This is a genomic window from Massilia niabensis (assembly GCF_042655085.1).
Classification (GTDB): domain Bacteria; phylum Pseudomonadota; class Gammaproteobacteria; order Burkholderiales; family Burkholderiaceae_D; genus Telluria; species Telluria niabensis.
Window position 1 is genome coordinate 21,369 of sequence record NZ_JBHSMU010000008.1, and the last position, 25,755, is coordinate 47,123.

Consider the following 25,755-nt stretch of genomic DNA (forward strand, 5'->3'; position numbering starts at 1 on the left):
ACGTGGCACGTTATATCGGACCAAAAGCAAAACTGTCGCGCCGTGAAGGCACTGACCTGTTCCTCAAGAGCGCACGCCGCTCGCTCGACTCGAAGTGCAAACTGGACGTCAAGCCAGGCCAGCACGGCGTCAAGTCGGGTGCTCGCACCTCGGACTACGGCAACCAGCTGCGCGAAAAGCAGAAGGTCAAGCGCATGTACGGCATCCTCGAGCGCCAGTTCCGCCGCTACTTCGCAGAAGCATCGCGCCGCAAGGGCAACACCGGCGAGACCCTGCTCAAGCTGCTGGAATCGCGCCTGGACAACGTCACCTACCGTATGGGCTTCGGCTCGACCCGCGCCGAAGCGCGCCAGCTGGTCAGCCACAAGGCTTTCACGGTCAACGGTAACGTCGTGAACATCGCTTCGTACGCAGTCAAGACCGGCGACGTCATCGCCGTTCGCGAAAAGGCCAAGAAGCAAGTGCGTATCGTCGAAGCCTTGTCGCTGGCTGAACAGGTTGGCATGCCAAGCTGGGTGTCGGTTGACAGCAAGAAGATGGAAGGCACCTTCCGTTCGTTCCCAGAGCGTAACGAGATCGCCGCCGACGTCAACGAAGCACTGATCGTCGAACTGTACTCGCGTTAATTGTTAGATCAGCAGATTCGCCTGCTCGCTTGCGAGGGGGCGATTCTGCTTTTTGTACTTTCAGTTCAGAGAATTCAAAGCCATCAGCCTTATCGGTGTAACGAGCCGAGGGTATTGAAAAGGACATTTCATGCAAAATAGTTTGTTGAAGCCACGTATTATCGATGTCGAAGCGCTCGGCGCCGGTCACGCCAAAGTCGTGATGGAGCCGTTCGAGCGTGGCTACGGCCACACGCTGGGTAACGCGCTGCGCCGCGTGCTGCTGTCGTCGATGATCGGCTACGCGCCGACCGAAGTCACCATCGCCGGCGTCGTGCACGAGTACTCGTCGCTGGACGGCGTGCAGGAAGACGTCGTCGACCTGCTGCTGAACCTGAAGGGTGTCGTGTTCAAGGTCCACAACCGTGACTCCGTGACGCTGACCCTGAAGAAGGAAGGCGAAGGCGCCGTCCTGGCATCGGATATCGACCTGCCGCATGACGTGGAACTGATCAACCCGGATCACGTGATCGCTCACCTGACCGCCGGTGGCAAGCTGGACATGCAGATCAAGGTCGAAAAGGGCCGTGGCTACGTGCCTGGTAACGTCCGTCGCCTGTCGGAAGACACCAACAAGACGATCGGCCGCATCATCCTGGACGCGTCGTTCTCGCCAGTGCGCCGCGTGTCGTACGCAGTGGAATCGGCCCGTGTCGAACAGCGTACCGACCTCGACAAGCTGATCATCAACATCGAGACCAACGGCGTCATCACCCCGGAAGAGGCGATTCGCCAGTCGGCCCGCGTGCTGGTTGACCAGCTGAACGTGTTCGCCGCCCTGGAAGGCACGGAAGCCGCCGCCGAAGCGCCATCGCGCGCTCCGCTGGTCGATCCGATCCTGCTGCGTCCAGTCGACGACCTGGAACTGACGGTCCGTTCGGCAAACTGCCTGAAGGCAGAGAACATCTACTACATCGGCGACCTGATCCAGCGTTCGGAAAACGAACTGCTCAAGACGCCGAACCTGGGCCGCAAGTCGCTCAACGAAATCAAGGAAGTCCTTGCTTCGCGTGGCCTTACCCTGGGCATGAAGCTCGAGAACTGGCCACCAGCCGGCCTCGAGAAGTAAAAAGTATTCAGCCGAAAGTACACACCTACTTTCGGCTGGGATCAGCCCAAAAGGACTGGCAGAGCCAGATCCTTTTTGGATGACAAAACCGTAGTAATTAACCCATATTTAACCGGTCCGCGGTCATGCCTTGTGCATGAACGATCGAAGAACTGGAATATAAACACTCGAAAGGAACTACCATGCGTCACCGTCACGGCCTTCGCAAGCTGAACCGTACTTCGTCCCACCGCCTCGCCATGCTGCGCAACATGACCGTTTCCCTGCTGCGTCATGAAGCCATCAAGACCACCGTGCCAAAAGCCAAGGAACTGCGTCGCGTCATCGAGCCGATCCTGACCCTGGGCAAGACCGACACGCTGGCCAACAAGCGCCTGGCATTCGCCCGCCTGCGCGACCGCGAAATGGTGCAGAAGCTGTTCGCTGAACTGGGCCCACGTTACGCCAACCGTAACGGCGGCTACCTGCGCATCCTGAAAATGGGTTTCCGCGTGGGCGACAACGCGCCAATGGCGTATGTCGAGCTGCTGGACCGTCCGGAAGTGACCTCGGCTGAAGAAGCTCCGACCGCTGAGTAATCGCTCCGTGCGACAAGAAAAAACCAGGCCTCGTGCCTGGTTTTTTTTCGCCTGCCGCTTTCTGTCGGGAAGGCCAGCCAGGGCGTTACCCATCGGCACGCAGGCGGTGTACCATTCCGCTGCGTAGTCAAATCCAAAGGAAGCCATGCCCAGTTTTCTGTCCCATGCGCGGGGCGGCCTTGCCGCCGCGTTGTACTCAGCGCTGTCGCTGTTGTTCCTGTTCGCGACCCTGCTTGCTGCGCCTGTTCGCGCCGCCGAGGAGTTCCTCGACCCGTCGATCGCTTTCCGCGTCTCCGCGCGCATGGACGGCGACAGCACGGCCGTCGTGACCTATGCCATCGCCGACGGCTACTACATGTACCGCGAGCGCTTCAAGTTCACGGCGGCAGGCGTGAAGCTCGGCGAGCCGCAGATCCCGGCGGGCAAAGTGAAATACGACGAGACTTTCCAGAAGGATGTCGAGACCTACAAGGGCTCGGTGACGATCCGTATTCCGGTCGACGGCACCGGGCCGTTCACGCTGGTTGCCGCCAGCCAGGGCTGTGCCGACGCCGGCCTGTGCTATCCGCCGCAGGAAGCGAGCCTGCAGCTGGCCGCAGGTGGCGCCGCGCCAATGGCGAGCCTGCCGATCGGCGCGAATGCACCGGCGCAGCAGTCGTCCATCCTGTCTTCCGGTCCGCTGAGCGAAGGGCCTGGGAGCGCAGGCATGAGCCAGGCGCCGGCCACAGCGCCAGCGCCTCCGGCGACCGTCAGCGCCGCCCAGGCGCCGTCCGAGATGGCCGGCATCGACGCCATCCTCCAGGGCGGACGCCTGCTCGCGATCGTGCCCGCGTTCGCGCTGCTGGGCCTGGGCCTGGCGTTCACGCCCTGCGTGCTGCCGATGGTGCCGATCCTGTCGTCGATCATCGTGGGCGAGGGCGGTAAAGTAAAACGCTCGCGCGGCCTGATGCTGTCGGTGACGTATTCGCTGGGCATGGCGATCGTCTACACCGCGCTGGGCGTGGCCGCCGGCCTGATCGGAGAGGGTCTCGCCGCCGCCCTGCAAAACCCCTGGGTGCTGGGCACCTTCGCCCTGTTGATCGTGGCGATGGCGATGTCCATGTTCGGCTTTTATGAATTGCAGGTGCCCGCCTCCTTGCAGACGAAGCTGGCCGGCGCATCGAGCCGCCAGGCGTCCGGCAAACTGGCCGGCGTGTTCGCCATGGGAGCGATCTCGGCCCTGATCGTCGGCCCTTGCGTCGCCGCGCCGCTGGCCGGCGCCCTGGTTTACATCAGCCAGACGCGCGACGTGCTGATTGGCGGTGCAGCATTGTTCTCGATGGCGGTCGGTATGAGCATTCCGCTGCTGCTGGTGGGCGTGTCGGCCGGCTCCCTGCTGCCGCGTGCCGGCGCCTGGATGGAATCGGTAAAACGCTTCTTCGGCGTGCTCATGCTGGCCATGGCGCTGTGGCTGGTGTCGCCCGTGCTGCCGGCGGCGCTGCAGATGGTGTTGTGGGCGGCACTGCTGCTCGGTTATGGCGCCTGGCTGCTGAGCCGGCGCGGGCCATGGCCGGCAATGGCCCTGGGTGCGGCGTTCGGCCTGCTGGGCGCGATGCAACTGGTGGGTGTGGCCAGCGGCGGGCGCGACGCCCTGGCCCCGCTTGCGCACCTGACCGGCGCCCCCCAGCATGCGCTGCAGTTCAAACGGGTCAAAACCGTCGCCGACCTCGACGCGGCACTGGCGGCGAACCGCGGCAAGACGGCGATGCTCGACTTTTATGCCGACTGGTGCGTGTCGTGCAAGGAGATGGAAAAACTGACGTTTGTCGACCCAGCGGTGCAGGCGAAGCTGGCGAACACGGTGCTGCTCCAGGTCGACGTCACCGCCAATGACGCCCACGACAAGGCCATGCTCAAGCGCTTCGGCCTGTTCGGACCGCCGGGCATCATCTTCTTTGACGCCAATGGCGCCGAGATCCCGGACAGCCGCGTGATCGGTTACCAGAACGCCGGCAAGTTCCTCGGCTCCCTGCAAAAGCTCAACTGAGCCAGGCCGTTGCGTGAAAAATAAAAGGGCGAGGAACACCTCGCCCGCACGCGGCAGCAGTAAAACAGTCAATCAGAATCCCTGGCGGATGGTGGCGTTGTTGCCGTAGCCACCACCATGGTAGCCGCTCGAATTCTGGATGATCGACGCGTTCAGGTTGCTGCCCGACTGGTAGACCGAGGCCTGGTTGTCGCCGCCCATCTGCTCGATGCGGGCCTGGTTGGCGTGCCCCGACTGGTTGATGTCGGCGTAGGTCGATCCGCCCCAGCCGCTCTGCCAGATTTCGGCCCGGCCGTACATGCTGGTGCTTTGCTCGACCCAGGCATGCGCGTTCGAACCGGACTGCCTGATATCGACCATGTTGCCTTCGCCGCCGCCATTGCCGTACTGCCCCGAGTTCACGTTGACGTTCGCCTGCAGGTTGGTGCCGTCGAACTGGTGCACCATGTGCTGGTTGTTGAAGCCCGACTGCACGACGTCGATACGCGAGTTGTCGACGCCGCGCTGCGTCAGCTGCGCATGGTTGCCGCTGCCGCTGTACCAGCCTTCCCCCTGGCGCACCGACGCGTGGTTGTTGCCCGCCGTGGCGATCTGCTCGATCATGACGGTGTTGCCGGTGCCGCCCTGGGCGATTTTGGCGGTGTCGTTGGCGAGGGCGGGCGCGGCGGCCGAGAGGCAGCAGGCGGAGGCGATGACGAAGGTGATGTGCTTCATGGTGAACTCCAATAAAGAAAAGTAAGGAAAGAGGCCTTCCCGACAAGGATCCGGTGGCCTAGTACTGGATCAGGGTTGCGACGTTGTTGTCTCCGTACTGGCGCAGCGCGATGGCGGGCGAGGACGGGCCTTGCACCAGGTCCACCCGGTTGCTGTTGCCAAACTGCTCGATCAGCGCCACGCGCCCGGCGCCATGCTGCGCGACGTTGGCGATATTGGCGTCGCCGCGCTGGTCGAGGGTGAGCTCGTGCCAGCTGCCCGACTGCGTAATCATTGCCGCGTTGTTCGTGCCCGCCTGGCTCGCGTGGACCATGTTTCCCTGTCCGCCCGACTGCCAGGCCTCCAGCCGGTTGCCCAGGCCGTCCTGCGCCAGGCGCGCGAATTGTCCCGGCTCGCGCTGGTCGATCGACGCCATGTTCAGCTGGCCATACTGGCTGATGCTGGCGCCATGCCCGCTGCCGCCGAATTCCGGTCCCGCCAGGTCATTGGCCGAGGCCAGGCCGGCGGCCAGCACGCAACCGGCCAGCCATGCCAGCACGGCCGTGCGGACCCAGGCCTTGCGTAGGGGCGGCACGCGCCACAGGGCCCGGGCGCGGCCCTCGTCGTCCTCGTTCATGTGGAACTCCTTCTAGGTGGTGGAAGAATCGTGGGTGGAAACCTCAGGCGGGGGCGGCGGCAAGGCGGCGCTCGCCGCATGCTCGTCGCCGGCAGGGGCGAGCAGGGAACTGCTGCGGTCGCGCTCATCCTTCAGTTCCCAGAAACCGTCGCGGATGCCCTGCGCGACCAGGTGGATGACGCCCGCTTCGATGGCCTCGCGCACGCACAGCTGGGCAGGCTCGTTGCGCGTCATGCCCGCCTCGAACTGGACCAGGTCCTTGAAGTTGACGAACTTGAAGACGGTCGGCCGCACCTCGTAGGAATAGATGGCCTTGGTGGTGGACACGCTGCCCAGTACTTTGCCGCTGCGGATGTCGACGCTGCGCAGGTTGATCGTCACCTGGTCGACCCGGTACAGCGTCGACAGCCCGACCCCGAGGTAGTGCGCGCCAATCCCGCCGCTGCGCACGTTGCTCTCGTAGGCCGTGATGCCGCCTTCGATGATGATCGAGGCCGGCTGCAGTTGCGGGATCAGGGGCGCCGCATTCTTGTCCGGCGCTTCCAGCGCGCGCACGATCTTGCGTTCGGTGAGCAGGTTCTGCAGGTTCTCGCGCTCGACCGGGATGAACCAGCCCGAGTCGAGCAGGGCCTGAACCAGGATCGCCGCACCGCCCTGCGTCACCGCGGTCGAGAACGAGCTGTCCGGGGCCGGCTTGTATTGCCCGGTCTGGTCGCGAAAACCATACACCGCCACCGCGACCTTGCCCTTCGGGGCGGGCAGGCGCGCCAGGTCGCGCGTCATGCGCGTGCCGGGCGTCAGCTGCGCGCCGCTGTTCGCTTCCGAGGGATGATGGGTAACGCAGCCGGCCAGGAACAACACACTGGCCAGCAGCAACAGCGCCGCCGGCTTCATGAGGCGCGCCATCATGGCCCGCCGACCTGGAACGAGGTGGATTGGCCAGTGGTCTTGTCGGTGGTGGTGATCGTCAGGATGCCGCCGCCGGAATCGACGATGTCGATACGAAAATTCCCCGTCTCCACCGTGCCCGGGCGCAGCTTGCCGCCCGCGCCCATGACCCCGGAGGTGGCGGCCGCCGACAACTGGCTCAGGACCGAGCGCTCGAGCAGGTCGGTGAACTGCTGCAGCGCATTTTGCCGGCCCACAGGAGCGACCGGCTCCTTGTGCTTGTTGGTCATTTGCGCGGCGTTCAGGAAGCCGTTGGCGTTGAGCGGGCTGCCGCCAAAAACGGGGTTCGTCGGAACATAGACCAGTTCGGTAGCCGGCGCCGGGATCGCGATAGCGATACACAGGACGGCGAAGGCAGCAACCATAGGGTGACCGGCGGCATTGCTGCGCGGGTGGTTCAGATGCATGTTGCACTCCGGGCTAGATTTCATCGGGGGCCAGTTCGTCCTGGCTGAACAGCAGGCGCTGCACCTCGGCGTTGACGACTGCTTCATACGACACTTCGACTGCTTGCTGGCTGACCTGCCTGAGCCCGGCCGCGAATGGCGGCAAGGCGCCCTGGAACAGCACCCGCCCGGCATGCTCGACCACGACCTGGTTGCCGCGCCGGGCCGAGGTGCGCTCGCGGATTGCGATCGCGAACATCTCGTTGAGCGGCTTGTCGTGCCAGGCCAGGCAGAACTGCCGGTAAAACGCCTGGCCCGCCAGCGTGACGGTGCTGTTGGTCACGACCCCATTGAGCGGCTGCGGCGCCTGTGGGCGCGCCGCTGTGGCCGCGGCGACGGGGCGCACCTCGTCCCCGGCAGGGGCGGCGGCAAGCGTCAGGAAGGCGGTCAGGAGCAGCATGCGTTTCGAAGCCTCGTGAATTTCTCAGCGGAAAGTATTGTGCGATGCCGACGCGTTTCCCTGGCCGAGACGGATCAATGCGCGCCGTTCCTTTGGCGGCGCTCAATGCGGGCCAGACCTGGCCGGGCCGTCCACCTCGTGTCCCGGCGGTGGGACAACGTCAACAAAAAAAGGGATGCCGAAGCATCCCTTTCCCGATTTACCAACTAAACAATTTAGCTTTGCATCGCCGCACCGCGCTGCCCGTGGTGGCCGTGACGACCGTGGTGGCCGCGATGCTTGCCGCCAGAACGCAGCGCCTTGCTATCGAAGACCTGCCTCTGCTCGGGCGTCAGCACGGCGTAGAAGCTGTTCAGGGCCGCCAGGCGTGCTTCCATGCGCGCGGTGCGCTGCTTCTGGCGCTCGATGCGCTGCTGCATGCGCTGTGGTGCGGGCAGGGCGGCCAGGCTGGCGCGCTCGCCGCCGTCCCGTGCCAAGGGACGCTGGGCCGGCTTGCCGGCGGCGAGGAAGGCGGCAAAGGCCGGTTCCTGCTGCGCGGTCAGCTTCAGCTCGGCACGCAGCTTGGCGGCGCGCTGGGCCTGGCGCTCGGCGCGTTTCGCCTGGCGCTCGGCCTTCTGGGCGGCGCGCTGCTCGACGCTGACGGCGTGGCCATGACGGCCTTCCGCCGGCTGCGCGGCGGGCTGCACAGCGGTCTGGGCAAAGGCGGCGCCGGCGAAACCGACGGCGGCCAGGGCGATCAAAACATTTTTACGAAGGGTGTTCATGTGTTTCCTTGAGTGTGTGAGTCAGTCGGTGTGTGCCGCAGGTGTCCATCTACTGCTCGCTGCACAGGACCCATCATGGCGAAAAACTGTAACCCCAGCATGTCCCCTGCCACGCACTTTGTATCAATATGTTTCCTTCCTGAATCCATATACATACCGATACAAATGGGCTGCGCACTGCCGGAGTAAGCAGGGATAATTGCGTCCATGGACAATCCCTCTACTATCCTCATCGTCGACGACGACCGCGACATCCGCCAGCTGCTGGCCGATTACCTCGAGTCGAATGGCTACCGCGCGCTGGCCGCCGGCGACGGCACGGCGATGTGGAAGATCCTCGACGAGTCGCGCCCCGACCTGATCGTGCTCGACCTGAACCTGCCGGGCGACGACGGCCTGACCCTGTGCCGCAAGCTGCGCGCCACCTCCAGCCTGCCGGTGATCATGCTGACCGCGCGCAACGAGCCGCTCGACCGCATCCTGGGCCTGGAGATGGGCGCCGACGACTACCTGCCCAAGCCCTTCGAGCCGCGCGAACTGCTGGCGCGCATCCGCAGCGTGCTGCGCCGCTCGCATGCGATGCCCTCGAATGCCCCGGCCGAGAACGTGCAGCAGATGCGCTTCTCGAACTGGACGCTCGACCTCACCGCGCGCCACCTGGTGAACCCCGACGGCCTCGTGATCATGCTCTCGGGCGCCGAGTTCCGCCTGCTGCGCGTGTTTCTCGAGCACCCGAACCGCGTGCTCAACCGCGACCAGCTGCTCAACCTCACGCAGGGCCGCGACGCCGACCCGTTCGACCGCTCGATCGACATCCAGATCAGCCGCCTGCGCCAGAAGCTGGGTGAGGATGCGCGCATGCCGCAGATCATCAAGACCGTGCGCAACGGCGGCTATGTGCTGGCCGGCCAGGTGACGGTGGAGCCGACTACGTGAAAGCCTTCATCGGCTCGATGACGGGCCGTGTCTTCGTCACCTTGCTGCTCGGGATCCTGGTGTCGGCCGCGCTGACCCAGTGGCTGGCCGACGTCGAGCGCCAGCGCGTGCTCGAGCGCCAGCGCGACCAGACCCTGATCGAACGCGCCGAACAGCTCATCATGGCCACCGAGATCGTGCCGGCGTCGACGCGCCGCGCCTACCTGGCCGTGGCCAACCGCCCGGGCCTGCAGCTCGAAGCCGGCGCCCCGCATCCGCAGGCGCCGCAGGCCTCCACCTTCGCCAGGACCCTGTCCGAGCGCCTGGGGAAAAATTACCTGATCAGCTCGGCGGCGCTGGCGCCTGCGGCCTGCGCCCATCCGCCACGCCTGCCGATCCTGTACGGCCTGCTCAAGGCCGAATGGCGCGGCGCCTGCGAGAACCTTAACGTGCGCCTGCGCGACGGCGAGCAGCTGCACCTGGCCGTGCTGCCGCCGCGCACCCTGGTGGGGGCCGAGACCGACTACCGCGGCGTGCTCGCCCTGTTTTTTGTCAGCACCGCCTTTCTCGCCTACCTGGTGGCGCGCATGACGACGCGCCCGCTCAAGCAGCTGGCGCAGGCCGCGCAGGACCTCGGCAACGACATCAACCGCGCACCGCTCGACCTCACCGGCGCCAGCGAAATCCGCCAGGCCAGCGCGGCATTCAACGCGATGCAGGCGCGCATCCGCAAGTACATCTTCCAGCGCACGCAGATGCTGGCGGCGATCACCCACGACCTGCAGACGCCGCTCACGCGCATGCGCCTGCGCCTGGAAAAAGTATCGGATAACGAGCTCCAGGAACGCCTGATCGGCGACCTGTCGGCCATGCAGGCGATGGTGCGCGAGGGGCTCGACCTGGCGCGCAGCATGGACACCACCGAGAGCATGCAGATGCTCGACCTCGATTCGCTGCTCGCATCTAGCTGCGACGACGCCGCCGACGCCAATCAGCCGGTGACGCTCGCCGGGCGCTCGGGCATGGCGCTGCTGGGCCGCCCGCTCGACCTGCGCCGCTGCCTGGGCAACCTGATCGACAACGCCGTCAAGTACGGCCACAAGGCGCAGGTCGTGGTGGACCGGGTCAACGGCGCGGCGCGCATCCGCGTGCGCGACGCCGGCCCCGGCATTCCGCAGGCGGAGATGCAGCGGGTGTTCGATCCGTTCTACCGCGTCGAAACCTCGCGCTCGCGCGAATCCGGCGGCACCGGTCTCGGCCTGACGATCGCCCGCAACATCGCGGAGCAGCACGGCGGCAGCATCACCCTGGCCAACCTCCCGGAAGGGGGGCTGGAAGTGACGCTGATGCTGCCGGAGTACTATCCTGGAAAATAAGGCTGGGTAAAAAGTTAACGTGGCATGCGCCGGTCATATTTAGTTGGTAGCATCGCACTTTTCGCATTGCATTTTGATTGATAAAGCCGCCGGCACGCGCGGTAAGGGACTTGAATGAAAAAGAATACGTTAGCAATCATCGCCATCGTCGTTGCCGCCGGTGCGGCTGGCACCTGGTACATGAACCGGGATGCCCAGGCCGAAGCCGGGGGCGGGCAGGGCGGGCCTGGCGGCAAGGGTGGCATGCCTCCAACCACGGTCAACGTGGTGGCGCCGCAACGCCAGGATGTCGGCGTCGACGTGGCGGCCAACGGCACCGTCACGCCGCAGCGCACGGTCGATTTGCGCCCGCAGACCACCAGCACGATCAGGCAGGTGCACATCAAGGAAGGCCAGTTCGTGAAATCTGGCCAGCTGATGTTCTCGCTGGACGACCGCAGCAACCAGGCCAGCGTGGCCCAGGCGCAGGCCGAGGCCCAGCGCGGCCGCGCCACCCTGGCCGACCTCGAGCGCCAGTACAAGCGCAGCCAGGAACTGGTCGCCCAGAAATTCCTCGCCCAGAGTGCCGTCGATACGCTGCGTAGCCAGGTCGAGGCGGCGCGTGCCGCCGTGGCCGCCAGCTCGGCCGCCGTGCGTGCCAGCCAGGTCAGCGCCAGCTATACGAGCATCCGCGCGCCGATGGCCGGCCGCGTCGGCGCCATCAACGTCTATCCGGGCAGCCTGGTCGAGCCGTCGGTCTCGCTCACCAGCGTTACCCAGCTCGATCCGATCGACGTCGCCTTCACGCTGCCGGAGTCGAGCCTCGGCTCGCTGCTGGCCGCGCAAAGGGCGGGCAAGGTCGCCGTTGAAGCGAGCACCGGCGTGGCCGATGCCCAGCCGATCACCGGCGAACTGTCGTTCGTGGACAACACCGTCGATGCGACCAGCGGCACCATCCGCGTCAAGGCGCAGTTCAACAACAGCGACGGCTTGCTGTGGCCGGGGCAGTACGTGAATACCCGCGTCACCGTGCGCACGATCAAGGACGCCGTCGTCATCCCGCAAAATGCGATTATCATCAACGCCCAGGGCACCTTCGTCTACGTCGTCGAACAGGACGGCACCGCACGCATGGTGCCGGTGACGCGCCAGCATGCATTCGGCCTGAACGCGGCGGTGACCGGCCTGGCCGGCAACGAGCAGGTGATCACCGAAGGCAAGCAGAACCTGCGTCCGGGCGGCAAGGTGCGTTTGGCAGCCGCCAAACCACAGGGCGCGCAGGGTGCGCCGGCTGCAACCGCGGGAAAGGATAAAGCGGCATGAATTTGTCCGAACTGTGTATCCGCCGCCCCGTGATGGTGGTGCTGCTGTCGATCAGCCTGGTGCTGGTCGGCGTGCTGGCCTACCTGCACATCCCGGTGGCCGCGCTCCCCAGCTATAACACCCCGGTCATCAACGTCGGCGCCAACCTGCCCGGCGCCAGCCCCGAGACGATGGCCTCCTCGGTGGCGCTGCCCCTGGAAAAACAGTTTTCGACGATCGCCGGCATCCAGCTGATCACCTCGACCAGCACCCAGGGCAATACCAACCTGACGCTGGAATTCGCCAACGAGATCGATGTCGACAAGGCGGCTGTGGACGTGCAGGCGGCCCTGCTGGCCGCGCAGCGCCAGTTGCCGCAGGAAATGACGGACCTGCCGTCCTACCGCAAGGTCAATCCGGCCGATTCGCCGATCCTGTTCATGCACATGACCTCGCCGTCGATGAACCTGTCGGAGCTGAACGATTACGCCGAGAACATGGTATCGCCGGCCATCTCGACCCTGCCGGGCATTGCCCAGGTCACGGTGAATGGCGGCAAGCGCTTTGCAGTGCGCGTGCGTGCCCGTTCCGACATGATGAACGCTCGCAATATCTCGATGGACGAACTGGCCGCCGCCCTGCGCGCGGCCAACTCGAATGCGCCGCTGGGCGTGCTCGACGGCCCGCAGCAGACCCTGACGATCCAGGGCGGCGGCCAGCTGATGAAGGCGGCCGATTTCGCCCAGCTGATCGTCGCCACCCGCGACGGCCTGCCGGTGCGCCTGCAGGACGTGGCGAATGTCGAAGACAGCTACCAGTCCGTCAAAGCCGCGGGCAGCCTGAACGGCGAGCGCTCGATCGTGCTGATGGTGCAGCGCCAGCCGAACGCGAATACCGTGCAGGTGGTCGACTCGGTGCGCGCGCTGCTGCCGAAATTCGAATCCCAGCTGCCGGCATCGATCAAGATCCACCTGGTGAACGACCGCTCGATCTCGATCCGCGAAGCCATCCACGACGTCAACCTGACCCTGGCCGGCACCGTCATCCTGGTCATCCTGGTGATCTTCCTGTTCCTGCACCGCTTGAGCGCGACCCTGATCCCGGCCGTGACGGTGCCGATTTCACTGCTGGGCGCGCTGTCGCTGCTGTACGCCTTCGGCTACAGCCTCGACAACATCTCCCTGCTCGGCATTACGCTGGCCGTCGGCCTGGTGGTCGACGACGCCATCGTGGTGCTGGAAAACATCGTGCGCCACATGGAGATGGGCAAGAAGCCCTTCCATGCGGCCCTGGTCGGCTCGCGCGAGATGGGCTTTACCATCATCTCGATCTCGATTTCGCTCGTCGCCGTGTTCATCCCGATCTTCTTCATGCCGGGCGTGATTGGCTTGCTGTTCCGTGAATTCGCAGTCGTGGTGGGTCTGGCGGTGCTGGTGTCGGCGGTGGTCTCGCTGACCCTGGTGCCGATGCTGTGCTCGCGCCTGATCAAGGGCGGCGGCCACATCGAGCCGCACGAGATGACCTGGATCGGGCGCCGCTTCGAAGCCATGTTCACGCGCGTGCGCAATGGCTATGCGCGCACCCTCGATACCGCGCTGCGCCACCGTTTCCTGGTGCTGATGATGGCCTTCGGCACGCTGGTGCTGACCGTCATCCTGTATTCGACCATGCCAAAGGGCTTCTTCCCCGAGGAAGACCTGGGCCAGCTGCGCGTCACCGTCGAGGCGGCGGAAGACACCTCGTCGGCCAAGCTGATGGAGCTGCAGGGCCATGTCGTGGACGCCATGCGGGCCAACAAGCACGTGCAGGACGTAACCTCCTTCACCGGCGGCGGCAATACCGGCCGCATGTTCCTGGTGCTGGTGCCGAGGAGTGAGCGTCCGGCGATGCCGGTCGTTCTTGACGAGTTGCGCAAGGCCACGCGCAACATCGCCGGCGTGCAGGTGTACATGTCGCCGGTGCAGAACCTGCAGCTGGGCGGGCGCCAAAGCAAGAGCCGCTACCAGTATTCGCTGCAGAGCGTGTCCGGCGGCGAGATCGGCGGCTGGGCCGACCAGTTCCTCGAGCGCATGCGCGCCAATCCGATTTTCCGCGACGTCACCAGCGATTCGCAGAACCGCGGCCTGCAGGCGACCCTCGACATCGACCGCGACAAGGCGGCCCTGCTCGGCGTCGACATGGCCAGCGTGCGCACCGTGCTGTACGCCGCCTTCGGCGAGCGCCAGGTCTCGACCATCTATTCGAGCGCGGCCAGTTACTACGTGATCCTGGAAGCGGCCGAAGCCGACCGCTATTACGACGATGCGCTGGCCAAGGTGTCGGTGCGCTCGAAGTCGGGCGAGCTGGTGAAATTGTCGAGCTTTGCCAGCGTGCGCCGCACCGTCGGCCCGATCGCGATCAACCACCAGGGCCAGTTGCAGGCGATCACGCTGTCGTTCAACCTGGCGCCCGACGTGCCGCTGGGCGACGCCACCGCGGCCATCGATGAGATGGGCCGCGAGATGAAGCTGCCGGCTTCCGTCATCACCCAGTACGGCGGCGACGCGGCGGTGTTCCAGGACACCCAGTCGAGCCAGCTGATCCTGATCATCACGGCCATTGGCGTCATCTACGTGCTGCTCGGCGTCCTGTACGAGAGCTATATCCACCCGCTGACCATCCTGGCCGGCCTGCCGTCGGCGGCCGTGGGGGCCCTGCTGACCTTGTGGCTGTTCGACATGGACCTGACGCTAATCGCGATGATCGGCATCCTGATGCTGATCGGTATCGTCAAGAAGAACGCGATCATGATGATCGACTTCGCGCTCGACGCCCAGAGGAATGCGGGCATGAAGCCGGAAGAAGCGATCCGGGAAGCCTGCATCCTGCGCTTCCGCCCGATCCTGATGACGACGCTGGCAGCGATGATGGGCGCGCTGCCGATCGCGCTGGGCATTGGCGCCGGCGCCGAGCTGCGCCAGCCGCTGGGCCTGGCCGTGGTGGGCGGCCTGATCTTCTCGCAGGTGATCACGCTCTACATCACGCCGGTGATCTACCTGTACCTCGACAAGTACAGCGGCACCGGACCGATGACGGACGACGACGTAGCCGCGGCCGAATCCGCCCACGCGGCGCACGAGCAGCATCCCGCGATCAAGCACCCGTCGCGCGCGGCCTGAAACATCTGGTAACAACCGTCAGGATGACTGACGGGTAAGCTCTGGTAAAAGGCGGCTGTGCGGGAAGGACCCAAACCGGGTAGACTTTCGCACTGGCCGCCTTTCGCCAACTTAGTTCCGTTTCCCAGGAAGTGCTATTGAACTTGCGTGACGACCCCCATACCTGCACGAACGAGAGCGATGTCTGCGCACATTGCGGGCAGCCCCTGCCCGGAAGCACCGTGCTGGAATATGGCAAGCGGCGCACCAGCCGGACCGGCCTGGCGATCACGATCGGCCTGCACCTGCTGCTGGTAGGGCTGTACTTCTGGCAACCGGAACGCCCTGAAAAAAAGGCCGCGGGCCCAACCGGCGAGGAAATTGTCTACGTCGCGCCGCTGTCGAAACCGGCGCCGCCGCCGCCGCAGAAGTCGGCTGTTCGCAAACCCACCGAGCCCACGAAAACCACGCCGCCGACACGCCCGCGTGTCGAGCGCCTGCCCGACACGATTACCATTCCCGACGAAAAGCCGGTCGAGGTTGCCAAAGAGGAGCCGACCCCGGAGCCGAAGCGCGAAGAGATCACGCCCCAGATGGACATGTCGGAATATCTCGCCAAGCGCCGCCAGGCGCGCGGCGCTACCGACCCCAGCACCACGACCGAGGAAAGCGAAGCCGCGCGCGGCACCCGCAACGCGCTGGCGAACATCGCCGCGATCAATAAGCGCGGGGCCGATGACGCCAATGAGTCCGGCGGCGTCTTCTCGATCTCGAACAAGACCTTCCACAGCATGGACCTGAAGTTCCGCGGCTGGAACCCGAACTTCAAGCGCCGCTGGCTGACCGCAGTCACGGTGGAGCAGGGCAGCGAGCCGGATGTCGAGACGGCCGTCGTCAAGAAGATGATCGAGCTGATCAGGCGCGAAAAGACCGGCGACTTCGACTGGGATTCGCACCGCCTGGGACGCGTCGTGAAGATGAGCGCGCGCCCGGCGGATACGGCCGAGTTGCAGGCTTTCCTGATGAAGGAAATGTTCCCGGAGTACAGGCCGCCGGCAAGGTAGGGATGTTGGAGCGTAAAAAAACCGTGCCTCGGCACGGTTTTTTGTTGAGCGAAGAGAAACTTAGCCGCCCGCCTTCAGCTTGCGCGCGATATCCAGCGCAAAATAGGTCAGCACCCCATCCGCCCCGGCGCGTTTGAACGCCATCATCGATTCCATCATTACCTTGTCGTGGTCCAGCCAGCCATTCTGGGCGGCGGCCTTGATCATCGCGTACTCGCCGCTGACCTGGTAGGCAAAGGTCGGCACCTTGAATTCGTCCTTCACGCGGCGCACCACGTCCAGGTAGGGCATGCCCGGCTTGACCATCACCATGTCGGCGCCCTCGGCGATGTCGAGCGCTACTTCGCGCAGCGCTTCGTCGCTGTTGGCCGGGTCCATCTGGTAGGTGTTTTTATCCGCCTTGCCGAGGTTGGCGCTCGAACCGACGGCGTCGCGGAAGGGGCCGTAGAAGGCCGAGGCATACTTGGCCGAGTAGGCCATGATGCGGGTGTGGATGAAGCCGCGCTCTTCCAGCGCATTGCGGATGACGCCGATTCTGCCGTCCATCATGTCCGACGGCGCCACCACGTCGACGCCGGCCTCGGCATGGGTCAGCGCTTGGCGTACCAGCATCTCGATCGTCTTGTCATTGACGATATAGCCGGTCTCGTCGGGCAGGCCGTCCTGGCCGTGCGTGGTGTACGGGTCGAGCGCGATGTCGGTGAGCAGGCCCAGCTGCGGGAACCGTTGCTTGAGTGCCTTGACCGCGCGCGGCACCAGGCCGTCGGGATTGGTCGCTTCCACGCCATCATAGGTTTTCAGCGAGGCGTCGACGACAGGGAACAGCGCCAGTACCGGAATGCCCAGGGCCACGCATTCCTCGGCCACGCCCATCAGCACGTCGACCGAGACCCGCTCCACACCCGGCATCGAGGCCACCTGCTGGCGCTGGTTCTCGCCGTCGAGGATGAAGACCGGGTAGATCAGGTCGGATGCGGTGACGGTATTTTCGCGCATCAGGGCGCGCGAAAACGGGTCGCGGCGCATGCGGCGCAGGCGGGTGGCGGGGTACATGGCGGCAGTAATCGAGGTCATCGAGGTCGCTTTCTTCAGATGGAATCGTCTGGTTTGCCTTCGCCGGCGGCGGCATCGTCGGCCGCAGGCTCGTCATCGTCAAACTCGACTTCGCGATCCAGCCCGACCAGCTCCTGGATCTTGGCGTCCGCTTCCTCGATGCCGATGCGCTTCAGGGCCGAGAACAGCTGCACCGTGAACGGGAAGCCTTCGCCATCCTCGTCGACATAGCTTTCCAGGACGCCTTTCGCTTCGCGCAGCACGTTGGCCTGCTCGTTGCGGTTGAGCTTGTCGGCCTTGGTCAGGATGCAGTGGATCGGTTTGCCGGTCGGGGCGAACCATTCGAGCATCTGCACGTCGAGGTCGGTGAACGGGCGGCGCGAATCCATGATCAGCACCAGCGCGGCCAACTGCTCGCGCCGCTGCACGTAGTCGCCCAGCAGCTTTTGCCAGTGGAGCTTGGCGTTACCCGACACTTCCGCGTAGCCGTAACCCGGCAAGTCCACCAGCATGGCGCGGATTTCATCGACGATGGTCGGGTCCTTGCGGTGCTGGCCGACGTGGGCGCCGCCGATCGAAAAATAATTGATGTGCTGCGTGCGGCCAGGGGTCTTGGACGCGAACGCCAGGCCCTTCTGGTTGGTCAGGATATTAATCGCGGTCGACTTGCCCGCGTTGGAACGGCCGGCGAAGGCGATCTCGGGCACCACGGTGTTGGGGAGATCGCGCAGCTGGTTGACGGTCGTGAAGAAGCGGGCTTGCCAGAGTTTGGACATGGGGGGAGAGGTGAAAAAGGCAATGAAATGAAGCAATAGGGAAACAAAGCTATTGTACAATAAGGGGTTATCTATTGTTCGCGCCATGAAGGACCTCGAATAACCTACTGCGCGTCGGATATTTGCCTTGCGATGCTCGCTGTACCACCGTACAGCTGCGCTTCTCAGCCAAATCTCCTTCCGCTCGCGACGGTTCTCGATGCCCTTCTGTGAGGGTGCCAGCAAGGCCGCTGTACTTTACAATAATTTGTTGTCGACTTTTTCAGGGTGCTCGAATGAATCGTGTGTCTGTATCGACCGCTAGCGCGGTGTTCGTGAAATCGTTGTTGGTTGCAGGCCTGGCGCTCGGCGGCATTGCTGGCGCAGCCGAAGCACAGCGCGTCGCCAAACCCGATGCCGCCAAGGGCGCGACCCTGTACGAGAGCGGCGACACCGCCCGTGGCCTGCCGGCCTGCCTGTCCTGCCACGGCGCCAATGGCAACTCGACCATCGCGGTGAATCCGAAGCTGTCGAACCAGATCGAAGCCTATACCCACAAGCAATTGGTCGACTTCACGACACCGCAACGCGTCAACCCGGTCATGACCACCTACGCCAAGATGCTCACCGACGAGGAAAAGCGCAACGTTGCCGCTTACCTCGCGACCCAGAAGGTCAAGCCGGGCGCAGCGAAGAACAAGGATACGATTGAACTTGGCCGCAAGATCTACCGCGGCGGCATCGCCGACAAGGGTGTCGCGGCCTGCGCCAGCTGCCATGGCGCCAACGGCGGCGGGATTCCGATCCAGTATCCGCGCCTGGCGGGCCAGCTGCAGGACTATACTGTGGCCCAGCTGGTGGCTTTCCGCACCGGCGCCCGCAGCAACAGCCCGCAGATGACGGCGCTGGCCCAGCGCATGTCGGATGCCGAAATGAAGGCGGTGGCCGATTACATCGCCGGCCTGCGCTGATTAATTTGCGTAATACATAAGATGGAAGAACAGAAAAGGGCGGCGGCGTAAGCCAACGCCCTTTTCTTTTGCTGCTGCAAGCCTGCGGTATCCACCACCGCACGAGGAAGTTGCCAGAAGAAATGAGCACCACCGGAATTGAATTGAAGACGCGCCGCCGCTGGCTGGCCGAAGCAGTCGAGCTGGTGTCGTCGATGCGTTTTGCCATCAGCCTGCTGGTGCTGCTGTCGATTGCCGCCATCATCGGCACCGTCGTCACGCAGAACAGCATCATGCCGAACTACGTGAACCAGTTCGGGCCGTTCTGGTACGAAGTGTTCCGCGCGTTTGGCATCTACACCGTCTACACGAGCTGGTGGTTCCTCGCCATCCTGCTGATCCTGATCGTCTCCACCAGCCTGTGCGTGATCCGTAATGCCCCGAAAATGGTGCGCGACATGCGCAGCTGGCGCGAAGGGGTGCGTGAAGAGTCGCTGCGCAATTTCCGCCACAAGACCGAATGGACGGCGCCTTTGGCCCCGGACGCGCTGGCCCGGCAGACCGCCATGCGCCTGGGCCATGCCGGTTACAAGGTCAGGATCGTCGAGAAGGAACACGGCACGCTGGTGGTGGCGAAGCAGGGCGCGGGCAACAAGTTCGGCTATATCTTCGCGCACACGGCCATCATCGTGATCCTGCTGGGCGGGATGCTCGATTCCGAACTGCCTATCCGCGTCCAGCAATGGTTTCTTGGCAAAACCCCCTACACGGGCGGCGGCCTGATTGCCGACGTGCCGGGCCAGCACCGCCTGAGCGTCGCGAACCCGACCTACCGCGGCAACATCCTGCTGGCCGAAGGCCAGACCGGGCAGACCGCCACCATCCCGCAAGGCGGCGGCTCGCTGCTGCAGGAACTGCCGTTCGCGATCGAACTGAAGAAATTCCACATCGATTTCTACTCGACCGGCATGCCGAAGCTGTTCGCCAGCGACGTCGTGGTGCACGACCGCGCGGAGGGCAAGACCTTCCCGGCGACGATCAAGGTCAACGAGCCGCTGATCTACAAGGGCGTGGCCGTTTACCAGTCGAGTTTCGAGGATGGCGGCACCAAGCTGAAACTGACCGGCTTCCCGATGGCCGGCAAGGAGGCGCGCGCCTTCGACATCGCCGGCGAAGTCAATGGCGCCACCGAGCTGAAGGCGGCGGGCAGCACCTTCTCGGTCGAGTGGTCGGGTTTCCGCCCGTTCAACGTCGAGAACACCGCCGTCAACGACCCGCGCGCGGTCACGAAAGGGCAGTCGCTGAACGAACAGTTCGCCGCGACCCTCGGCAAGGCTTCCGGCTCGGCCGGGAAAAGCGCCGACAACAAGGACCTGAAAAACGTCGGCCCGAGCGTGCAGTACAAGCTGCGCGACCAGACCGGCCAGGCGCGTGAATTCATGAACTACATGCAGCCGGTGACGCTCGAGGGCGCCCAGGTGTATCTGGCCGGCGTGCGCGACAACCCGAACGAATCCTTCCGCTTCCTGCGCATTCCTGCCGACGACAAGCACGGCGTGCGCGAATGGATGCGCCTGCGCGCGGCGCTGGCTGACCCGCTGCTGCGCGCCGAGGCCGCGCGGCGCTATGCGGCGCGCGCCGTGTCCCCCGGCCAGGCAGCCCAGCCGGAATTTTCGGAGCAGCTGCGCCACTCGGCCGAGCGCACGCTGGGCATGTTCGCCGGCGACGGCACGCCGGGCGGTTTCGTGGCCGTGGCCCAGTTCCTGGAAAAGATTCCGGCCGCCGAGCAGGAAAAGGCGGCGGGAGTATTCATCAAGATGCTCAACGGCGTATTGTGGGACCTGTGGCAGGCCGCGCGGGCGCGCGACGGCGAGGCGCCGGTCGAAGGCAACGACGCGCAGGCGCGCTTTCTGCAACTGGCGACCAATGCGCTGTCGGACAGTTTCTTCTACGGCGCCCCGGTCTACCTGCAACTGGAAGAGTTCAACGAAGTGAAAGCCTCGGTGCTGCAGGTGACGCGCTCGCCGGGCAAGAAAATCGTCTACCTCGGCTGCACGCTGCTCGTTGCCGGCATCTTCGCGATGTTCTATATCCGCGAGCGGCGCCTGTGGGTGTGGGTGCGGCAGAACGACAACGGCGCCCATGCGCTGATGGCGATGAGCACCCAGCGCAAGACGCTGGACTTCGAAAAAGAGTTCGCCGAGCTGGCAGCCAAGCTGCCGCAATCGGCGTAAGCTGGCAGTCGCTGCCGAGAACGCAGGCGAGACAAAAAGCACTGGAGACAAGCATGGAAGCATCCCGACCGAACCCTGGCGTGACCAAGCCTGGCGTGACTTACACCGAAACGCCCGGCTATTTCCGCCGCCTCACGGCAATCGACTGGCTGTTCGGTGCGGCGCTGATGGCCGCCGTGCTGTTCGCCCTGAACCGCTACGCCGCCTACATGGACGGCTACGAGCGCGTCATCCTGCTGCTCACCGCGCCGACCTTCGCCGCCCTCGGCTGGCACTGGAAGCCGGTGCGCTGGCTGATCCCGCTGGTGGCCCTGCTGTCGCTGTGGGCGGTGTCGCTGTACGGCGGCTCGCTTGGCGCCGCGGAACAAAAATTCGTCCTGAAGTACATGCTGTCGAGCCAGTCGGCCATCCTGTGGATGAGCGCGCTGTTCGTGTTCTCGACCGTGTTCTACTGGATCGGCTTGCTGGCCAGGTCGGACACGGGCGGCGCGATCGGCTCGCGCCTGTGCTGGGCCGCGGTGGTGATGGGCTTTATCGGCATGATGGTGCGCTGGTTCGAGTCCTACCTGATCGGGCCGGACATCGGCCACATCCCGGTGTCGAACCTGTACGAAGTGTTCATCCTGTTCGCGCTGATCACGGCGCTGTTCTACCTGTACTACGAAGGGCACTATGCGACGCGCCAGCTGGGCGCTTTCGTCCTGCTCATCATCGGCGCGGCCGTCGCTTTCCTGCTCTGGTACACGGTGTCGCGCGACGCCGCCGCCATCCAGCCGCTGGTGCCGGCGCTGCAAAGCTGGTGGATGAAGATCCACGTGCCGGCCAATTTCATCGGCTACGGCACCTTTGCGCTGGCCGCCATGGTCGGCACCGCCTACCTGCTGAAATCGCACGGCATCCTGGCCGACCGCATCCCGAGCCTGGAAGTGCTGGACGACGTGATGTACAAGTCCATTTCCGTCGGCTTCGCCTTCTTCACGGTCGCCACCATCCTCGGGGCGCTGTGGGCGGCCGAAGCCTGGGGCGGCTACTGGTCCTGGGACCCGAAGGAAACCTGGGCGCTGATCGTCTGGCTCAACTACGCCGCCTGGCTGCACATGCGCCTGATGAGCGGCCTGCGCGGACGCGTGGCGGCCTGGTGGGCGGTGGTGGGCTTACTCGTGACGACCTTCGCCTTCATCGGCGTGAACATGTTCCTGTCGGGCCTGCATTCCTACGGCGAACTGTAAGCGGCTGCACGTGGTGCGGAGAAATATCTTCCTGGAACCAGCGCTGCGACAAGTCCTTGATGGAGTCGATATGATTCGACTAACTAAACCACCATCAAGGACGCTTCAATGTCTTCTTCAGTCACGGCCAACCCGGCTTATCGAAGCCCGCCAGGCCCACTGCACGCGATCCTGCTTGGCGGGACCGTCCCGCTGTTTCTTGGTGCATTGCTGAGTGACATTGCCTATTTCAAGAGCTACCAGATTCAGTGGAGCAATTTCGCATCCTGGCTGATTGCCGGCGGCTTGCTCTTCTGCGGCCTCGCTCTGGTGTTTGCGCTGGTAAACCTGATGCGGGCCCAGCGCAAGGCCGGGCACCCCATGACGTATTTTCTGTTGCTGCTGGCGACCTTCGTGCTTGGATTGGTCAATGCTTTTGAACATGCAAAAGACGCCTGGGCCGCGATGCCGTCCGGCCTGGTCTTGTCGGTCATCGTTGCCGTGCTGGCTTGCGCCGCAGCCTGGTTGGGACTGAAACTGCGTTCGGGAGGTGCACAATGAAGCGCCTGAACACTTTGACATCGATCGGCATAATGCTGCTGATCAGCGCCTGTACCAACGAAGGCGCGAGCACGCAAGCATACGGGGCAGACCCCAAACTGCCTGAGCCGGAACGCGGCTTGTTACCCAGCATGAAGATTGCCGAGCCAGAGGCCTGGGGCAATCAAAAGCCGACCGTGCCCAAGGGTTACACCATTACGGCGATCGCGACCGACCTGAAAATCCCGCGCCAAACCCTGGTCTTGCCGAATGGCGACATCCTGGTGGCGGAAGGGCGGGGCGGCAGCGCGGCCAAGCTCAAGCCCAAAGATGTGATCGCAGGCTATATCAAGGCGCAAGGCAATACCAAGGTCAAAGGCGGCAATCGCCTGACCCTGCTGCGCGATGCCGACGGCGACGGCGTGTACGAGCTGAAAACCGTATTTGCCGAAAACCTGAACGCCCCTTACGGCCTGGCCTTCGCCAGCAACACGCTGTATGTCGCCAACCAGGATGAGCTGGTCAGCTTCGCCTACCAGCCCGGCCAGACGAAGGCCGGCGGCCCGCCGAAGAGCATCGCCAAGCTGCCTTCCGAGATCAATCACCACTGGACCAAGGCAATGACCATCAGCCCCGATGGGCGCTACGTCTACGTCGGGATCGGCTCGAACAGCAATATCACGGAGCGCGGCATGGAAGCCGAGGTAGACCGGGCCCTGGTGTGGCAGATCGACGTCCAGACCGGCGCCTACAAGCCGTACGCGACCGGCCTGCGCAATCCGACGGCCCTGGCGATGCACCCCGAGACCGGGCAGCTGTGGTCGGTCGTCAACGAGCGTGACGAACTGGGACCGGACCTGGTGCCCGACTACCTGACCTCGGTGCGCGAGGGCGGGTTCTACGGCTGGCCGTACAGCTACTGGGGCCAGAACGTCGACCCACGCGTCATGCCGCAGGACCCGAAGAAGGTCGCCGCCGCCATCAAGCCCGATTACAGCCTGGGCTCGCACGTCGCCGCGCTGGGCCTGGACTTTTCCCGGCCGACCATGGGCGCGGCGTTTGCCCAGGGAGCCTTCGTCGGCGAGCACGGCAGCTGGAACCGCGCCAACCCGGTGGGCTACAAGGTGATCTTCGTGCCGTTCGCAAACGGACGTCCCTCCGGTGCGCCGGTCGACTTCGTTACCGGCTTTCGCGATGGCGAAGGTAAAACCCGTGGCCGGCCGGTGGGAGTGACGGTCGACCCGCGCGGCGCTCTCATCGTCGCGGATGACCTGGCAAACACCGTGTGGAGGGTAGCCCCGAACCGTTGAAAACCGGCCCGGCGAGGATTTGCCGGGCGCGAGGCTGCGCGGCAAGGCAATTTGACGAAATCGTGTAATGTTACGATTCAACTTGCCTGGAGTAAGCGATGCTCATCAAACCATCCCGCGACGGTGTGAATCCACCGTCGTCTTCCGAAATCACGCCGCGCGAGGTGTACGAAGAGCGGCGCAAATTCATCGCCAGGATGGCCGCCGGCGCGGCCGTCGGCGGCGCGCTGTGGGAGATGGCGAACCGCCAGGCCTTCGCCCAGACGCCGGGCGGCCAGAAGCTCGCGGCAAAGGCGAATCCCGCCCTGTCGACGACCGAACCGCGCACCCCGTTCAAGGATGCGGCCGGCTACAACAATTTCTACGAGTTTGGCCTGGATAAAAGCGACCCGGCCGAGAATGCACACACCCTGAAAACGCGCCCCTGGACGGTGCTGGTCGACGGCGAAGTGAAAAAGCCGATGCGGCTCGACATCGACAGCCTGATCAAGCTGGCGCCGCTGGAAGAGCGCGTGTATCGGCTGCGCTGCGTCGAAGGCTGGTCGATGGTCATTCCCTGGGTCGGCTACTCGCTGTCGAATCTGGTCAAGCACGTTGAGCCGACGGGCAACGCGAAATTTGTCGAATTCACCACCCTGGCCGATCCGAAGCAGATGCCGGGCCTGCGCTCGGGCGTGCTCGACTGGCCGTATGTGGAAGGCCTGCGCATCGACGAAGCGATGCACCCGCTGGCGCTGCTCACCGTCGGCATGTACGGCCAGGTGCTGCCGAACCAGAACGGGGCGCCGGTGCGCCTGGTGGTGCCGTGGAAGTACGGCTTCAAGTCGGCCAAGTCGATCGTGCGCATCCGTTTTACCAGCACCCAGCCGAAGACGGCCTGGAACGTGTCGGCGCCGTCGGAATACGGCTTTTATTCGAACGTGAACCCGAAGGTGGATCACCCGCGCTGGTCGCAGGCGACCGAACGGCGCATCGGCGAGGACGGCTTTTTCAAGAAGAAGCGCGACACGCTCATGTTCAACGGCTATCCCGAAGTCGCTTCGCTGTACGCCGGCATGGACCTGAAAAAGTTCTTCTGATTGATGGCATTCAATCCCTCGCCAAAGCAGCTCTCGCTCATCAAGGGCGCCGTGTTCGTCGCGGCGCTGCTGCCGTTTTTGTGGGGACTCTGGCTCGTGCTGCGCCAGGTGCCGGTCGATCCGCTCGAGTACATCACCCACGAGACGGGCGACTGGGCGCTCTACCTGCTGTGCATCACGCTGGCGGTGACGCCGCTGCGGCGTTTGACTGGCTGGAACTGGCTGGTGAAACTGCGCCGCATGCTGGGGCTGTTCACCTTCTTCTACGCGCTGCTGCACTTCATCGCCTTCCTCTGGTTCGACCATTTCTTCGATATCGCGGCCATGCTGCGCGATGTGGCGAAGCGGCCGTTCATCCTGGTCGGTTTTACCGCCTTCGTGCTGCTGATTCCATTGGCGGTAACGAGCACCAATGGGATGATCAAACGCCTGGGCGGCAAGCGCTGGCAGTGGCTGCACCGCCTGATCTACCTGGTCGCGCCGCTCGCGGTGCTGCACTTCTGGTGGATGAAGGCGGCCAAGAACAACCTGGCGCAGCCGATGCTGTTTGCCGTGATCGTGGCCTTGCTGCTGGCGCTGCGCGTTTACTGGAGCCGGGTCAAGGCGCGCGGGGCGGCGCGCGCCTGA

24 protein-coding genes are annotated in these 25,755 nt (G+C 64.5%); 16 read left to right on the top strand and 8 right to left on the bottom strand.

The genetic code is table 11. The features are described from left to right. The first annotated feature begins 2 nt into the window (after positions 1 to 2). From rpsD to dsbD, 4 genes are all read left to right on the top strand, one after another. On the top strand, positions 3 to 626 hold the full coding sequence (rpsD, locus tag ACFPN5_RS07040; RefSeq protein WP_379781526.1) for a 30S ribosomal protein S4: 624 nt from the start codon (positions 3 to 5) through the stop codon (positions 624 to 626). A 130-nt stretch (positions 627 to 756) separates the two neighbouring features. Continuing rightward, positions 757 to 1,734 carry a DNA-directed RNA polymerase subunit alpha gene (locus ACFPN5_RS07045; protein ID WP_026354946.1) on the top strand — a complete coding sequence of 326 codons (978 nt, stop codon included), beginning with the start codon at positions 757 to 759 and terminating at the stop codon, positions 1,732 to 1,734. Positions 1,735 to 1,916: 182 nt separating this feature from the next. After that, entirely contained in the window at positions 1,917 to 2,312 is a 396-nt protein-coding gene (gene rplQ / locus ACFPN5_RS07050) for a 50S ribosomal protein L17 (protein WP_005663400.1), read from the top strand. Between the two features lie 145 nt (positions 2,313 to 2,457). Next, positions 2,458 to 4,338 (top strand): protein-disulfide reductase DsbD, encoded by a 1,881-nt coding sequence (dsbD, locus tag ACFPN5_RS07055; RefSeq protein WP_379781528.1) that lies wholly within the window; start codon positions 2,458 to 2,460, stop codon positions 4,336 to 4,338. 72 nt (positions 4,339 to 4,410) lie between these two features. On the opposite strand, the gene ACFPN5_RS07060 is transcribed toward dsbD, so the two are convergent. The 6 genes from ACFPN5_RS07060 to ACFPN5_RS07085 form a co-directional block, all read right to left on the bottom strand. Next, complete coding sequence (locus ACFPN5_RS07060; protein WP_379781530.1) at positions 4,411 to 5,052, bottom strand: hypothetical protein; 642 nt, start codon at positions 5,050 to 5,052, stop codon at positions 4,411 to 4,413. 58 nt (positions 5,053 to 5,110) lie between these two features. Further along, on the bottom strand, positions 5,111 to 5,668 hold the full coding sequence (locus ACFPN5_RS07065; RefSeq protein ID WP_379781532.1) for a hypothetical protein: 558 nt from the start codon (positions 5,666 to 5,668) through the stop codon (positions 5,111 to 5,113). A gap of 12 nt (positions 5,669 to 5,680) precedes the next feature. After that, positions 5,681 to 6,577: a CsgG/HfaB family protein gene (locus tag ACFPN5_RS07070; protein ID WP_379781534.1), complete on the bottom strand. Its 897-nt coding sequence runs from the start codon at positions 6,575 to 6,577 to the stop codon at positions 5,681 to 5,683. Continuing rightward, positions 6,574 to 7,023, bottom strand: coding sequence for a curli assembly protein CsgF (locus tag ACFPN5_RS07075; RefSeq protein WP_379781536.1), 450 nt, complete (start codon positions 7,021 to 7,023; stop codon positions 6,574 to 6,576). The genes ACFPN5_RS07070 and ACFPN5_RS07075 overlap by 4 nt, the downstream gene beginning before the upstream one ends. A gap of 13 nt (positions 7,024 to 7,036) precedes the next feature. Next, a complete protein-coding gene (locus ACFPN5_RS07080) occupies positions 7,037 to 7,462 on the bottom strand; it encodes a CsgE family curli-type amyloid fiber assembly protein (protein ID WP_379781538.1) in 426 nt (141 codons plus the stop codon). Positions 7,463 to 7,677: 215 nt separating this feature from the next. After that, entirely contained in the window at positions 7,678 to 8,226 is a 549-nt protein-coding gene (locus tag ACFPN5_RS07085; RefSeq protein ID WP_379781540.1) for a Spy/CpxP family protein refolding chaperone, read from the bottom strand. A 207-nt stretch (positions 8,227 to 8,433) separates the two neighbouring features. Between ACFPN5_RS07085 and ACFPN5_RS07090 the strand changes: the two genes are divergently transcribed. The 5 genes from ACFPN5_RS07090 (at position 8,434) to ACFPN5_RS07110 (ending at position 15,999) form a co-directional block, all read left to right on the top strand. Next, positions 8,434 to 9,162: a response regulator gene (locus ACFPN5_RS07090; RefSeq protein WP_379781542.1), complete on the top strand. Its 729-nt coding sequence runs from the start codon at positions 8,434 to 8,436 to the stop codon at positions 9,160 to 9,162. Then, complete coding sequence (locus ACFPN5_RS07095; RefSeq protein ID WP_379781543.1) at positions 9,159 to 10,517, top strand: ATP-binding protein; 1,359 nt, start codon at positions 9,159 to 9,161, stop codon at positions 10,515 to 10,517. The genes ACFPN5_RS07090 and ACFPN5_RS07095 overlap by 4 nt, the downstream gene beginning before the upstream one ends. 114 nt (positions 10,518 to 10,631) lie before the next feature. Next, positions 10,632 to 11,819 carry an efflux RND transporter periplasmic adaptor subunit gene (locus tag ACFPN5_RS07100; protein WP_379781545.1) on the top strand — a complete coding sequence of 396 codons (1,188 nt, stop codon included), beginning with the start codon at positions 10,632 to 10,634 and terminating at the stop codon, positions 11,817 to 11,819. After that, positions 11,816 to 14,956: an efflux RND transporter permease subunit gene (locus ACFPN5_RS07105; protein WP_379781547.1), complete on the top strand. Its 3,141-nt coding sequence runs from the start codon at positions 11,816 to 11,818 to the stop codon at positions 14,954 to 14,956. Before ACFPN5_RS07100 ends, ACFPN5_RS07105 begins: the two co-directional genes overlap by 4 nt. 137 nt (positions 14,957 to 15,093) lie before the next feature. Next, entirely contained in the window at positions 15,094 to 15,999 is a 906-nt protein-coding gene (locus tag ACFPN5_RS07110; protein ID WP_379781549.1) for a hypothetical protein, read from the top strand. Between the two features lie 60 nt (positions 16,000 to 16,059). Here ACFPN5_RS07110 and hemB read toward each other — a convergent pair whose 3' ends face one another. Beyond that, positions 16,060 to 17,073, bottom strand: coding sequence for a porphobilinogen synthase (gene hemB, locus ACFPN5_RS07115; protein ID WP_379781551.1), 1,014 nt, complete (start codon positions 17,071 to 17,073; stop codon positions 16,060 to 16,062). A gap of 14 nt (positions 17,074 to 17,087) precedes the next feature. Next, the gene (yihA, locus tag ACFPN5_RS07120; protein WP_379781553.1) at positions 17,088 to 17,828 is read right to left on the bottom strand and encodes a ribosome biogenesis GTP-binding protein YihA/YsxC; all 741 of its coding nucleotides are present in this window, start codon (positions 17,826 to 17,828) and stop codon (positions 17,088 to 17,090) included. Between the two features lie 275 nt (positions 17,829 to 18,103). Here yihA and ACFPN5_RS07125 point away from each other — a divergent pair, with 275 nt between their 5' ends. From ACFPN5_RS07125 to ACFPN5_RS07155, 7 genes are all read left to right on the top strand, one after another. Then, on the top strand, positions 18,104 to 18,778 hold the full coding sequence (locus tag ACFPN5_RS07125; RefSeq protein ID WP_379781556.1) for a c-type cytochrome: 675 nt from the start codon (positions 18,104 to 18,106) through the stop codon (positions 18,776 to 18,778). 122 nt (positions 18,779 to 18,900) lie between these two features. Further along, positions 18,901 to 20,991, top strand: a complete 2,091-nt coding sequence (locus tag ACFPN5_RS07130; RefSeq protein WP_379781558.1) for a cytochrome c biogenesis protein ResB — start codon at positions 18,901 to 18,903, stop codon at positions 20,989 to 20,991. Between the two features lie 53 nt (positions 20,992 to 21,044). Continuing rightward, a complete protein-coding gene (gene ccsB / locus ACFPN5_RS07135; protein WP_379781560.1) occupies positions 21,045 to 22,220 on the top strand; it encodes a c-type cytochrome biogenesis protein CcsB in 1,176 nt (391 codons plus the stop codon). 108 nt (positions 22,221 to 22,328) lie between these two features. Beyond that, positions 22,329 to 22,760 carry a DUF2231 domain-containing protein gene (locus ACFPN5_RS07140; protein WP_379781562.1) on the top strand — a complete coding sequence of 144 codons (432 nt, stop codon included), beginning with the start codon at positions 22,329 to 22,331 and terminating at the stop codon, positions 22,758 to 22,760. Between the two features lie 32 nt (positions 22,761 to 22,792). After that, positions 22,793 to 24,049, top strand: coding sequence for a PQQ-dependent sugar dehydrogenase (locus ACFPN5_RS07145; RefSeq protein ID WP_417568504.1), 1,257 nt, complete (start codon positions 22,793 to 22,795; stop codon positions 24,047 to 24,049). 98 nt (positions 24,050 to 24,147) lie between these two features. Next, the gene (gene msrP, locus ACFPN5_RS07150; protein WP_379781566.1) at positions 24,148 to 25,128 is read left to right on the top strand and encodes a protein-methionine-sulfoxide reductase catalytic subunit MsrP; all 981 of its coding nucleotides are present in this window, start codon (positions 24,148 to 24,150) and stop codon (positions 25,126 to 25,128) included. A 3-nt stretch (positions 25,129 to 25,131) separates the two neighbouring features. Beyond that, on the top strand, positions 25,132 to 25,755 hold the full coding sequence (locus ACFPN5_RS07155; protein ID WP_379781568.1) for a protein-methionine-sulfoxide reductase heme-binding subunit MsrQ: 624 nt from the start codon (positions 25,132 to 25,134) through the stop codon (positions 25,753 to 25,755).